The sequence below is a fragment of the Massilia sp. Se16.2.3 genome, from assembly GCF_014171595.1.
GTDB lineage: Bacteria > Pseudomonadota > Gammaproteobacteria > Burkholderiales > Burkholderiaceae_D > Telluria.
In genome coordinates this window covers 4207242-4220610 of the sequence record NZ_CP050451.1, presented here as the reverse complement: position 1 = coordinate 4220610, position 13369 = coordinate 4207242, and the positions used below count along the sequence as shown (strand labels likewise).

Annotated in this window: 11 protein-coding genes; 8 read left to right on the top strand and 3 right to left on the bottom strand. The window is 55.8% G+C overall.

Features of this window, described 5'->3' with window-relative positions; translation table 11 throughout:
• Positions 1-64 precede the first annotated feature (64 nt).
• The 8 genes from G4G31_RS19260 to G4G31_RS19225 all read left to right on the top strand — a co-directional run bounded on the left by G4G31_RS19260 (position 65) and on the right by G4G31_RS19225 (position 8313).
• The gene (locus tag G4G31_RS19260) at positions 65-685 is read left to right on the top strand and encodes a DUF305 domain-containing protein (RefSeq protein WP_056344016.1); all 621 of its coding nucleotides are present in this window, start codon (positions 65-67) and stop codon (positions 683-685) included.
• Between the two features lie 92 nt (positions 686-777).
• Positions 778-1206 carry a DUF4440 domain-containing protein gene (locus tag G4G31_RS19255; protein WP_056344019.1) on the top strand — a complete coding sequence of 143 codons (429 nt, stop codon included), beginning with the start codon at positions 778-780 and terminating at the stop codon, positions 1204-1206.
• A gap of 24 nt (positions 1207-1230) precedes the next feature.
• Entirely contained in the window at positions 1231-1599 is a 369-nt protein-coding gene (gene copC, locus G4G31_RS19250; RefSeq protein ID WP_056344022.1) for a copper homeostasis periplasmic binding protein CopC, read from the top strand.
• 189 nt (positions 1600-1788) lie between these two features.
• Positions 1789-2499 (top strand): copper resistance D family protein, encoded by a 711-nt coding sequence (locus tag G4G31_RS19245; RefSeq protein ID WP_182988976.1) that lies wholly within the window; start codon positions 1789-1791, stop codon positions 2497-2499.
• A 701-nt stretch (positions 2500-3200) separates the two neighbouring features.
• Entirely contained in the window at positions 3201-3917 is a 717-nt protein-coding gene (locus G4G31_RS19240; RefSeq protein WP_182988975.1) for a DUF305 domain-containing protein, read from the top strand.
• Positions 3918-3996: 79 nt separating this feature from the next.
• On the top strand, positions 3997-4326 hold the full coding sequence (locus tag G4G31_RS19235; protein ID WP_182988974.1) for a four-helix bundle copper-binding protein: 330 nt from the start codon (positions 3997-3999) through the stop codon (positions 4324-4326).
• Between the two features lie 239 nt (positions 4327-4565).
• The gene (locus G4G31_RS19230; protein ID WP_202033660.1) at positions 4566-6911 is read left to right on the top strand and encodes a heavy metal translocating P-type ATPase; all 2346 of its coding nucleotides are present in this window, start codon (positions 4566-4568) and stop codon (positions 6909-6911) included.
• A 7-nt stretch (positions 6912-6918) separates the two neighbouring features.
• A complete protein-coding gene (locus tag G4G31_RS19225) occupies positions 6919-8313 on the top strand; it encodes a hypothetical protein (protein ID WP_182988972.1) in 1395 nt (464 codons plus the stop codon).
• Positions 8314-8371: 58 nt separating this feature from the next.
• Here the strand turns inward: G4G31_RS19225 and G4G31_RS19220 are convergent, their stop codons facing one another.
• The 3 genes from G4G31_RS19220 to G4G31_RS19210 all read right to left on the bottom strand — a co-directional run bounded on the left by G4G31_RS19220 (position 8372) and on the right by G4G31_RS19210 (position 13368).
• Complete coding sequence (locus tag G4G31_RS19220) at positions 8372-8665, bottom strand: H-NS family nucleoid-associated regulatory protein (protein WP_082493945.1); 294 nt, start codon at positions 8663-8665, stop codon at positions 8372-8374.
• Positions 8666-8941: 276 nt separating this feature from the next.
• Positions 8942-12112 (bottom strand): efflux RND transporter permease subunit, encoded by a 3171-nt coding sequence (locus tag G4G31_RS19215; protein ID WP_182988971.1) that lies wholly within the window; start codon positions 12110-12112, stop codon positions 8942-8944.
• Positions 12113-12126: 14 nt separating this feature from the next.
• Positions 12127-13368 carry an efflux RND transporter periplasmic adaptor subunit gene (locus tag G4G31_RS19210; protein ID WP_182988970.1) on the bottom strand — a complete coding sequence of 414 codons (1242 nt, stop codon included), beginning with the start codon at positions 13366-13368 and terminating at the stop codon, positions 12127-12129.
• Between the last annotated feature and the right edge of the window lies 1 nt (position 13369).

Here is a 13369-nt window from a genome sequence, read left to right as displayed (position 1 = left end):
CTAACTCACCGTCGACGCTAGTCGCAAGGGGATGAGTATGTTTGCAACCAACCAAGGAGTAAATATGAAAATCTCGAAAATCGCACTCGCATCGTTCATGTTCATCGCTATGTCAGCAAGTGCTATGCCACAGCATCAAAGCGGCTCGCACGGCGGCGCCGGACACGAGATGGCGAATATGCACTCGATGCACAAGAGCTCACCGAACGCCGCAAAAGCGCCCTACGAACAGCAGTTTTTGGACACGATGGCAATGCATCATCAGATGGCGATGCATATGGCCAGCTTGGTAGACAGTCGTACTGACAGCCAGCATCTCAAAGACATGGCTAAGAAGATGATGGCCGAGCAGGAAAAAGAGATTGCCCAGCTCAAGGGATGGAAAGAGCAGTGGTATGCCGGCAAGCCGGAGGCGATGAACATGAAGATGCCAGGGATGCCGGAGTCGATGAAAGGGATGTCAAGCGAAAAGCTGACTTCCGCCAAGGGTGAACAGTTCGACCGGCAGTTCGTGGACATGATGACCCAGCACCACAAGGGCGCCATCAAAATGGCCCAAACTGCAGCGCCAAAACTCCAGCATGCCGAAGTTAAGGAGTTTGCGAACAAGCTCGTCGAAATGCAGAAGAAGGAAGTAGCGCACATGGCTGAGATGAAAAAATCTTGGGCAGCGCCGAAGAAGTAAGAAGTTCGAGAGCAGTTAAGAGCACGACAAGTCTAGTAATCGAAAATCGGCTTGTCGTGCTGCCCCCAACCATTACAAACATATAAAAATCTATGCGCCAAACACTTTTTGCCATCGCGCTCTCTGCCGCGTCCCTCCAGGCATTCGCTGCGACTCCACTCGAAACCGTCTCTGCGTTTCATGACGCGCTGTCAGCGGGGAAGGCTGATGCGGCTACCGTCTTCCTCTCCTCGACTATCCAGATTTTCGAGTCGGGTTACGTTGAGCGTTCACGCGACGAATATGCTGGCCACCATCTGCCAAGTGACATGGCCTTTGCCAAAGCGACGAGCCAGACGGTCATTCGCCAGAACGAGCGAATTGAGGGGAATATCGCCATCGTCACACGCGAAACGGAGACAAAGGGCAAGTTCAAAGGAACGAACGTTCACTCGTTTGGGACAGAGACTGCCGTACTGGAAAAGCAAGGTGACAAGTGGCTCATAACGCATGTTCACTGGTCTTCCCGTAAAGCTAAGTAACCAAAACCTACATAGAGGTCAAACATGAAAACCGTTCAAAAAATCGTAACCGCATGTGTCTTTGCGGTAGCTACCCTCGCAGCCCCGCTCGCGATGGCGCACGCAAAGCTTACAGCTTCGAACCCGACGCCAGGAGCTGTACTGGAAACGGCGCCGGCCGAAATTTCTCTGACCTTCAACGAGAAAGTTGAGCAAGCGTTTAGCACCGTGACGTTGACTTATACCGACGGCAAGGTCGTTGAGACCGATAAGGCGAAGGTCGATACCGCCAACCCAGCAATTGTGCGTCTCCAAACCAAAGGTCTGTCTACTGGCACTTATACCGTTAAATGGGCCGTCGCTGGTCACGACGGTCACCGCCGCACGGGCACGTTCTCATTCTCGGTGAAATAAGTGGATAGCGTCCTGGGCCTTCAAGTTGGGTCAGTCGTCGCCTTGAACGCCGCGTTCGCGTGGCTTGTCGGCTCATGGCTGGCGCGCCGTTGGCTTGTGGCGTCAGGTGTCTCACGTACCGACGCTGAAGCCCTGCTACGCTCAGGCGACATCGCCGCAGCTACACTCGGCGTACTAGGGACGGGCGCTATGTTGTGGGCATCCGCCGCCGTAATGGGCGGTGTTGGCTTACAAGAAGCCAAGGACGTAGTCTGGCAGATGTTGACCATGACAAGCATTGGGCGGGCCGGCTATATCTCATTTTTCGCGATTACCCTAGTACTGGTCATTCGAGCACTTCGTTCGACTGCAGTGTGGCGTGAGTGGACAGTGCTGGCAGGTCTAGGCCTCTTCGCGTTTGTACGCGCGTCAATGGGGCATGCCGGCGAAAACGGTTACTGGACTCTGCCTTTCGCAGCGGAGGTAGTCCATCTGACTGCGATGGGCGCATGGACGGGCTTAGTAGCTGTCTCAGCGTGGAAAGCGATGGACAACGGCGCAGGGCAACCTGACTTGAACCGAAAAGCTCACTATCTGGAATCGATGTCTGCAGCAGCTGTGGTCGCAGTCGTAGCAGTATTCGCAACGGGCTTGTTCAATGCATGGAACAGGGTTGGAACCGTAGACAACCTGTTTGCCAGTAGTCTCTACACGACGGCACTCTTAGTGAAGCTTTGCTTTGTAAGCGTGGCACTTGTCCTCGGTGGATATAACAAGGTGTTTGGACTTGCACGTGCACGGCACTCTACGCCGGGGCTGCAGTCTGTAAGACTTGTTTTGATTGTTGAGAGCGTTGTTCTACTAGCCGCATTAATTGCGGCCGCTGTCCTGACCTCACAGCAGCCACCAGCGGCCATGTGACGTTAGACGGCAGCAGGCTGCTTGGCGGGCGAGGCGCATACTCCACAGTAAGCGACGAGTACTTGCCAAGTAGTTGCCTGGCGCCAGTCTAGCTTCAAAGGACGGACTTCAACCTAGCGTTTTCGTATCTAGGTTTTCCTGACAGTACGGTGTGCCCCAGGTTTTTTCTCGCTGCTAGACTGCCAACATGAAACGAGGTCTTTTCCGCGTGTGCATGCTCTGGCTCCTACTGGTGGCGGTCCCTCTACAGGGACTAGCTGCTGTGGTAGGAGGGTGCTGCGTACGCGCACAGACACAGTCGATGATTTTGGTGCCTGGGGGAGGTGAAGCGAGAGTAAATTCGAAGATGCCGTGCGAAGACACAGGCAGTATGCAGATGGTTGAGGATGACTCGACCGGCGAACCTTCCCAACTGCATCCAAAGAAAACCGGCTCATGCAAGCCTTGCGCAGCATGCGGTCTAGGAGCAGGTGCTCCCCCGTCAGTGCACTCGGCCAAAATTCAGTCCTTCAAAAGCGACTCCCCCGTAGTAACTCCCCCTGGCATATTCGCAAGCCACATCTCAGCTGGCTTAGAGCGACCGCCGAAATTCCTCTTCGTAATCCTGTAAGCATTCCAGCTTGTCCCTGGCTGCCGTTTTCGTTACGACGGCCGTCGAACTTGCATGCACTTTATCGCTTTCATTACGTTAAGAGGAAATCATGAATTCCAAACTCTCCGCAAATACCGGAAGGGCAGGTCGCGCCTATCGCTCAGGCTGGAGTCAGGCGGCTGTTGCTGTCACGGCTGCCGGCGCTCTTCTTCTCTCGTCCGCGGCGTCCGCTGAAGGCCCAGGCGATGGAAGAACGGCACGATTTGAGAAGAACTATTTGACCTTCATCATTGACCACCATTACTCGGCCCTACGTATGACGGAACTTGCGGCAGGTAGTGACCGGGTCCGGGACCCGGCCATCATTAACCCTGATGAAGGTACGACACCTACGCCAGGCTACGCAGAAAGCATCCCTAAGGCATCCGCCGAAGAAATTCGTTCGATGTCGCGCCAAGCCAACCGCGGTCAGCGTGAGGAAATTGCAAAGGCCCAGCGAATGCTGCGTGAGTGGTACGGCGTCTCGTACGTGCCTAAGCTCGCCCCCTCCGGGATGCAGATGATTCAAATGCTTGAGCGTACCCCTGCTGGACGCCAGTTTGATGAACAATTTCTCAAGGTGTTTAGCAGCCACCACTTTGCTGCGCTAAGCCCTAGCCTCGAATGCCAAGTCAAAAGCGACCTGTCTCACGATGGTCTTCGCCGGTACTGCGACAACATCGTAACGATGCAGAAGAACTCAATTAACGACATGAGGGAAATGCTGTGCAAGCAGTTCCGTGACTGTGACTTCGTCCCGGTTGCAAACGTACGCAGACTTGATTAACCGTCACCCGCTTGGGTCGTCTCCGACGCGACCCAATTTCGTACTACGAGTAACTTGACCTTCACATTTGGAGAACGACATGGAAATGAATTCTTTTCAAAGCTGTATCGATGCATGCAACGCATGCGCCAACGCATGTGACAACTGCGCAGCAATGTGTTTAAAGGAAGAGCACGTCGCCGCGATGGCAAAGTGCATCGCTTTGGACATGGACTGCGCCCAAGCCTGCCGCTTCGCTGCAGCATTGATGGCGCGTGGGAGCGCACACGCGGCGGCAGCTTGCCGCATGTGCGCAGAAATCTGCGAAGCCTGCGCCGATGAGTGTGGACAGCATCAAATGGACCATTGCCAAAAGTGTGCCGAAGCCTGCCGACAGTGCGCGGCTGAGTGCCAGCGAATGGCAGCTTAAAGCTAAACCCTCTCATAAGTAGGAAGTTCAGATATCGCATCTCACGCGGTATCTGAATGTCTGAAAACCGCTTGACCTTCCAATTATGGGAGGGTTTACAGTGAGTCATCACGCTTTGGTTCAATGAGCTAACTGCAAGTCTTTAGGAGCTACGTATGACGACCGAAACGCATGGCGACCACAAAGCGCATAAGCACTCTGGAGTGCAACTCACAGGTCATGTTCACGTAGGAGACAACATGCCTTCTCCTAACCAGCCGACAGACGCGAAACCGTTCACTGACCCAGTATGCGGGATGAAGGTCGGACCAAACCCTGAGCGAGAAATTACGTTTGGGGGCGAGATTTATCATTTCTGCAGTCCAAAGTGCATGGAGAAGTTCAGGGCCGCGCCGGAGAGTTATTTGGCTGCCGCGAAACCGGTAGACGTCCGTTCAACGGACGCTCCTGCAGGGACGATTTATACGTGCCCGATGCATCCCGAGATTCGGCAGCCCGAGCCAGGCAACTGCCCAATATGCGGCATGGCGTTAGAGCCTGAACTTCCTTCCTTGGACGACGAAGAAAATCCGGAACTGGTGGACTTCCGTCGGCGCTTCTGGTGGACGCTACCTCTGACAGTAGTTGTATTTGCGCTGGCAATGTTCGGCCATGTACTTTTCCCGGCAGGCTTGCCTGGGCAGAACTGGATTGAGTTAGCGCTGAGCACACCGGTCGTTATCTGGGCTGGCTGGCCATTCTTCGTGCGATGGTTCCAGTCCCTGGTGCGCAGGAGCCCGAATATGTGGACGCTCATTGGCTCAGGGGTCATGGCTGCGTATGGCTACAGCGTCGTGGCCACCTTAGCGCCAAACGCTTTTCCGGTCACTTTCGCGAGCCATGGCCGCATCGGTGTCTACTTCGAGGCGGCGGCAGTAATTGTTTCGCTGACTCTGCTCGGTCAAATCCTCGAACTCCGTGCGCGCTCCCAAACGTCTGCTGCTATCAAATCGTTGCTGGGTCTGGCTCCCAAGACGGCGCGCCGCATCGCTTCAGACGGTAGGGAAGAAGATGTTCCACTGACCCATGTACACGTGGGAGATTCCCTCAGAGTTCGTCCAGGCGAAAAGGTCCCGGTAGACGGACTGGTGGCGGAAGGGGAAAGCGCCGTTGATGAGTCGATGCTCACTGGCGAACCCGTGCCCGTAACAAAACGACCTGGTGACCGACTAATAGGCGCAACGATTAACACAAGCGGAAGCCTCGTCATGACCGCAGAGAAGGTTGGGTCAGAAACAATGCTCTCTCAGATTGTTCAGATGGTCTCGCAGGCACAGCGTTCGCGCGCGCCAATGCAGCGCCTCGCTGACTCCGTGGCTGGGTACTTCGTGGTCGTTGTCGCGGCAATTGCGCTTCTGACCCTTGTGGTCTGGGGACTGTTCGGCCCGGAACCAAGCTGGGTCTTTGGGTTCGTTAACGCGGTGGCAGTGCTTATCATTGCATGTCCCTGTGCGCTCGGCTTGGCCACGCCTATGTCCATCATGGCGGCAACCGGCCGCGCGGCAACGCAGGGTGTGTTATTCCGCGACGCTGCAGCTATTGAAGACCTTCGAAAGGTGAATACCATCATCGTCGACAAGACGGGCACGCTAACGGAAGGAAAGCCGGCGTTCAACACCGTTGTCGCGGCGCCAGGGTACGACGACGAGTACGTCCTTGAGCTCGCCGCCAGCCTTGACCAGGGCAGCGAGCACCCGCTGGCTCACGCAATCGTAGCTGAGGCAAAGAGCAGAGGGATTTTGCTATCAAAGCCTGAAAGCTTCGAGTCTGCCAGCGGTATTGGGGTGACGGGTACCGTCGACGGAAAGCGGGTTGCACTCGGAAATACCGCGCTGATGGAGTCTATGGATGTCGACTGGCACGCCCTCACGGGACCTGCTGAGAGCTTGAGAGCCGAGGGTGCCAGCGTAATGTACCTTGCCGAGGGGGGCGTGCTAGTAGGCCTCCTGGCAGTATCTGACCCTATCAAAGCCACGACAGTAGAGGCGCTGACGAACCTCCGTAACGATGGGATAACTGTTGTGATGGCTACCGGGGATGGAATCACGACGGCGCGCTCTGTTGCCTCAAAACTTGGAATAGACGAGTTCTACGGCGAAGTGAAGCCCCAGGACAAGCTCGCATTGGTCGACAAGCTGCAAAAAGAAGGGCGCATCGTTGCAATGGCCGGCGACGGTATCAATGACGCGCCGGCGCTCGCTAAATCAAATGTTGGCATCGCCATGGGTACCGGGACGGACGTGGCCATCAATAGTGCCCACATCACCCTCGTGAAGGGGGACTTACGCGGCATTGCGGTCGCTCGCTCCATCTCTGTACAGACGGTACGGAATATGTGGCAAAACCTCGGCTTTGCCTTCGTCTACAACGCGCTCGGGATTCCATTGGCTGCAGGAGTGCTGTATCCCTTCACCGGACAGCTGTTGTCACCCATGGTTGCCGCGCTCGCCATGAGCCTCAGCTCGGTCTCTGTAATTACTAACGCGTTACGCCTTCGCGGGCATGCGGCGCCGAGCACCCGAGCCATGAGCTCGCACCCAGGATAGGGACCATATGCGAAATTCCGACATCGTTGCCGACAACCAGACAAGCGACTACGACTCGACCAGGTTGCCAGCAGAACAGCTCAACAGTTCCTGCTTTTGCAGCAGCTTGGATAAGTCTGCTTTGAAGTCGGCGTTGTCCTGCGAACTGCACGACAACATGCTTTTCGAGCTGATAGAGGAGCGATGCCCTTATCTGTTCTCGGCACGGCCCGTTTTTATCTCCAGGACTCAGGCGGACAGAATCGAGGAGGTAGTGCGTGCCCTTGAGTCTGTCATTGAGTTGCCCGCGTACCAGGAGCTTGTACTGGCTGATGCGCCCGACATTGCCAAGAGAGGGGCAAACGGCGCACGAGGAGTGTTTTTCGGATACGACTTCCATCCGGACGGCGCGAACCTCGGCCTCATCGAAATAAACACAAATGCTGGAGGTGCGATGCTCAACGCTGCTATGGCAAGGGCGCATCGAACCTGCTGCCTAGACGATACGCAGCTGGCACAAGCTGTCCTTTCCGGCGCAATGTTCGAGGACGAGATAGTGCAGATGTTCCAGGCCGAATGGGCCTGCGCAAAGCGAGCTTCGCCTTTGCGAACCATTGCGATAGTCGACACTCAACCTCAGCAACAATACCTCTACCCGGAATTTATTCTGTTTCAGCGGCTGTTCGCCAAAAACGATATCAATGCAGTCATTACAGACCCGAGTGAACTTGTTTTCAGAGACGGCGCGCTGTGGTTTGGTGAGCTGATGATTGACTTGGTCTACAACCGGCTGACTGATTTCATGCTTGAGGCGCCGGAGTCGCGTGCTTTGCATGACGCGTACTGTGACGATGCGGTTGTACTCACCCCGCATCCTCAAGCTCATGCCCTCTACGCGAACAAGCGCAATCTCACCATACTGAGTGACGCCACAACGCTCGAAGGGCTGGGAGTGCCCCAAGATACTATCGACATATTGGTTGCCAACGTGCCTTTTACCGAGAGCGTCACGACCAAAAACGCGGAACGATTGTGGAACGAGCGACGCAATCTGTTCTTCAAGCCTGTCGCTGGATACGGAGGGAGAGCGGCCTACCGGGGCGATAAGGTAACGAAGCGGGTTTGGCAGGAAATCTTGTCGGGCGAATACATCGCTCAGCGAGTTGTCGCTCCTGGCGTTCGGGTTTCCGGTACGGCTGACAGTCCCGAGACTTTGAAGTTCGACTTGCGCAGCTACGTGTACAACAGCCGAGTCCAGTGGACAGCCGCGCGTGTCTATCAGGGCCAGACCACGAACTTCAGGACTCCAGGCGGCGGATTCGCACCCGTGTACAGCCTGGGCGATGAAGAAGTGACTGCGGAGCTGAAGGCCATCAGTGAGGCAGCAGGCAGCAGGAGCTGCTGCGCTAATGACTGCAAATGACTGAGCGTACCGCCGTTAAACCGACAGCCATTTCAATTTATCAGGACGGAACTACCTGTTATTTGATAAGGAATTTCTCTTTGTCTCGACCGTTGAGCCAACGTGGTGCCCGGCCGCGGCCCGTCCAAGTTGCTCCGGAGTCCGGGTCGCGATACTTAGCCTGAACCGTGCCTTTTTTCTCTGACTGCTTTGCCTTCTTGTTTGGCTCAGCAAAGTCGGATGGCGATAGCTTGTGCGCATCCATGAGCTCACGAACTTTTCGACGGGCATCATTAAGCTCATCTTGGCGTGCTTGCTCGGCAAGAATCTGCAACTTTGCAATTTGTTCCTGGTATTCCTGATAGGTTGGCATAGCTTATCTTTTCTGATATGTGGAGTCAGCAATTTATCACGACAACGCTTGAATCGACTGATACAGCAAATTCCACGCGTGTTTACAACATCGCTTGGTATTGCTTATTAAGTAGTTCTTCCGTGTCGGCGCGCGGGCGTTAATGAAACTGCTAAGATTCTTTATTGCCTGTGCGAAGAAGGGGCCAACAACGCTTACCTTTGCAAATAATGCCAATGCGTAGGTGCATTTAATCCGCAGCGGCCGAGCTATTCCCTCAGCCGCTGCTGGAACCGGTTAAGAGATAATTTCCTGCTTCATGCCAGCCCCCATGACACCATTTCTGCGGCGATAGGCGAACCGGTACAAGATTGGCAGAACAAGCAGCGTCAGCGCCGTAGAGGAAAGAATGCCGCCAATGACGACCGTTGCCAGCGGCCTCTGGACCTCGGCGCCAGTCCCAGTTGCGATGGCCATTGGGATAAACCCGACTGAAGCCACGAGAGCGGTCATAAGCACTGGTCGCAGACGGGTCAACGCCCCATCGTGGATGGCGTCATGAAGTGGCCTTCCTTCTTCCTGCAGGCGTTTGATAAACGAGACCATTACCAGTCCGTTTAGCACCGCAACACCTGATAGCGCAATGAAGCCGACAGCGGCTGAGATTGAGAGCGGAATCCCACGGAGCCATAGTGCAAGCACTCCACCGGTAAGCGCGAACGGAATCCCGGAAAACACAATCAACCCATCTCGAAGGTTCCCGAACATCGCGAAGAGCAGAGTGAACACTAGAAGCAGAGCCAGCGGGACTACAACTTTTAGCCGGCCGGTCGCTGACTCTAACTGCTCAAACTGGCCACCCCACACTGTCCAGTACCCTGCAGGTACCGACACGGACTTTTCAATCGACGCCCGGGCTTCGTTCACAAAAGAACCGATGTCTCGCCCGCGAACGTTCGCTGACACGACAACGCGCCGCTTTCCGCTTTCTCGACTAATCTGGTTGGGCCCAGGGCCAACCTCCAGAGTAGCAACCTCACGCAACGGAATGAATCGCGGGCCAGAGGTCGATTGCTCGAAGCGTGGGAGCGCAATTGGCAGGCGTCCCATCGAATCCAAATCGTTCCTAGTGCCCTCCGGAAGCCGGACTACGATGCCGAATTGACGGTCTCCTTCGAATACCGGTCCCGCTTCCGTACCCCCTACAGCAGTAGCGACAGCGTTCTGGACATCGCTTATGTCCAGGCCATATCTCGATGCTTTGTTTCTATCGATATTTATCGTTAGCGTCGGCAAGCCGGTTGCCTGCTCAACTTTCACATCAGTCGCGCCAGCGACTTTCGCCAAGGCCTTGGACAGTCGCTCAGCAGTTTCGGTGAGCACCTCCATATCATCACCGAACACTTTGACAGCAACGTCGCTACGGACCCCAGAGATGAGTTCGTTAAACCGGAGCTGGATTGGCTGAGAGAACTCGTAGGCGTTACCAGGCAGAGTTGCTGCAGTTGCTTGAATCGCCTCGAGCAACTCGTCGCGGGACTTTTTCGGCTTCGGCCACTGTGCTTCTGGCTTGAGCATCACGTAACCATCAGACATCGTTGGCGGCATCGGGTCAGAGGCTACCTCAGACGTTCCTGTGCGGGCAAACACCCGTTCAATTTCCGGGTGCTTGGCTTTCAGCTCACGTTCGAGCTGAGCTTGCATAGCTACTGTTTGGGACAAGCTTGTACCCGGGATGCGGTTTGCGTTGATGGCAAAGTCTCCCTCGTTCAGGCTTGGCGCAAATTCGCTGCCAAGACGCGTCGCTAGGAGGCCCGAGAGTACGATGCTGACCACAGCGAACGTAATGACAACAGCACCGTTGGCCATGACCTTGCGAAGGAGCGGCTCGTAGAGCCGCTTGGCTTGGTGCATCAATCTGCTTTCCTTCTCCGCCACCGACTTACCGATGAACAGCGCTACGGCGGCAGGAACGAAAGTAATCGAAAGAATCATGGCTCCGAGCAGGGCGATGACGACGGTTATCGCCATCGGATGGAACATCCGGCCTTCAACCCCAGAGAGGGCAAAGATGGGCAGGTAGACCACCATGATGATGAGCTGGCCGAAGAGAAGGGGCCGGCGCGCTTCGCGAGACGCAGCGAAGACCTGTTCGAAGCGTTCGGCTCGAGTGAGAGGGCGACCGAGCCGTCCCTGCGCTTCTGCAAGCTTTCGCACACAGTTTTCGACGATAACCACAGCCCCGTCGATGATGATGCCGAAGTCCAGGGCGCCCAAGCTGAGCAGGTTAGCGCTGACCTTGTACGTGACCATGCCTGTAAAGGTGAAGAGCATCGAAAGCGGTATGACCATCGCAGCGATGATTGCAGCGCGGATGTTCCCCAAGAAGAGAAACAGCACTGCGACGACGAGCAACGCGCCCTCTACCAGATTCTTCTTGACGGTATTAATGGCCTTGTCGACCAGCACGGTTCGGTCATAGACCGTTATTGCATGCACGCCTTTCGGGAGGGTTCGATTAATCTCCTTCATCTTCAGGTCGACCGCCTGGGACACGGCGCGACTGTTCTGCCCGATAAGCATGAAGACCGTGCCAAGCACTACCTCGCGCCCGTTGTCAGTCGCGGCGCCCGTACGAAGCTCCTGGCCAATACTTACCTCAGCCACATCTCGAACGCGAATTGGGATTCCCTGAGCGTTTCCCAACGTGATGCTTGCAATCTCATCAAGTGACCGTACCTGTCCCGGTGCGCGAACCAGAAGCTGTTCGCCCCGGCGCTCGATATATCCGGCGCCTGCCGTGCTGTTGTTACGGTCAATCGCCTCGACGATGTCTTTCATCGTAAAGCCGTATGCGGCCAGGCGTTGCGGATTTGGGGCGACGTGGTACTCCTTCACGTATCCACCAATGGAATTGACCTCAGTGACACCAGGCACAACGCGAAGCTGCGGCTTGATAATCCAGTCTTGAACTTCCCGAAGGTCCGTTGGCGTGTACGGCGTCCCATCGGACTTGCGTGCGTTCTCATCGGCCTCTACTGTCCAGAGGTAGATTTCTCCGAGGCCCGTCGAAATGGGGCCCATTTCAGGGGTGACGCCCGCAGGTAAGCGCTCCTTTGCCTCCTGTAGCTTTTCGTTCACGAGCTGCCGAGCAAAGTAAATGTCGGTCCCGTCCTTGAACGTCACCGTCACTTGGGAAAGTCCATAACGAGAAATGGACCTTGTCTGCTCAAGATTCGGCAGACCGGCCATTACGTTCTCGATAGGATACGTTACCCGTTGCTCCGACTCGAGCGGAGAGAACCCGGGCGCCGCAGTGTTAATTTGGACCTGAACATTCGTGATGTCTGGGACGGCGTCAATGGGGAGACGTTGATAGTTGTAGACTCCAATCGCCGCCATACCGACCACGATTAGAAGGACCAGCCATCGGTGCGCGATGGCAAAGCGGATTAGACGTTCGAACATGAGTGCGCTCCGCCTTAATGAGAATCTTCGTCGCTGGATTTACCCAGCTCCGCTTTGATTACGAAGCTGTTGCCGGCAGCGTACTCGGTTCCTGGGGCGAGCCCCTTCGTCACCTCGACCGTGGCAGTATCTCTACGGCCCAGCGTCACGTGCTCCGCTCGGAAGCCTCCAGGCACACGGACAAATACCGTCGGCTTCTCTTCAACAGTTTGAAGCGCAGCCGCTGCAACCGTGACCTGGGCTTCCCGCTGATTCGACTGAAGCTGTACCTCGACGTTGACGAACAATCCTGGACGCCAGGATAGGGCGGGATTGGGAAGGACAACGCGGGCGGTGGCAGTGCGAGTTTCAGCACCGAGCAGTGAGCCGACGTATGCGATTTTCCCGACGGCCTCAGTTTCAAGCGCGCTTGCTTTAACCGTGACTTGCTCGCCAACACGCACGTTACTAAGGTCACTGGCCGGCACCGCGACATCTGCCCAGACCGTGGCGAGGTCGGCAATGGTAAAGAGGGATGAGTCCTCTTTGACAGATTGACCCATGGAGACGGCCTTTTCTACGACTACACCGTTGAAGGGAGCCCGGAGTTCGTAGCTGTTCAACCCGCCTTTGGAATAGGCGCTGGAGCCGAGAGCGCGCAGCTTTTGCTCCGCGTTGCGATAGTCGATTTCTGCTTCCTGCATCGCTTGGCGGGCCTGCAGATAGTCCTGCTCTGCCGAGATTTTTTCTTCCCACAGTTTCTTCTCGCGCGCGAGGGTCGTTTTGGCAAGCGATAATCGCTTTTCGGCGGTGAACAGTTGGCTACGCAGGTCGGAGAGTTCCACGCTCGCGATAACGGCCAGCACTTGCCCCTTCTTCACTGATTGACCGATGTCCGCGTGTACAGCTTGTACGGTTCCCTCAAGGAGTGGGACAACCTGTGCCGTCCTGTCCTGATTGAACTTAATCTCTCCCGGAAGAGTAAGCGTAGAACGAATCGTAGCTGGCCCGGCCTTTAACACCTTGATTCCTGAAGCTGAGATTTGAGCGTCCGTGAGCTTGACGCTGTCGGAATGCGCCTCTTCGGCTTCATGAGCGTCTTCACCGGCTTTGCCTTCCGCCTTACTCACAACCTGTTCCTCCGCATGCTCTGACTCACCTGCCTCGGCGGCTGGAGCCCGAGGCTTGGTCAACATAATGAGAAGCGCCAGGACGACGCCCACGGCTACGATGCCGACGATGTATGCCAGCTGTTTCTTTGAAATTTTGCTGTCCATT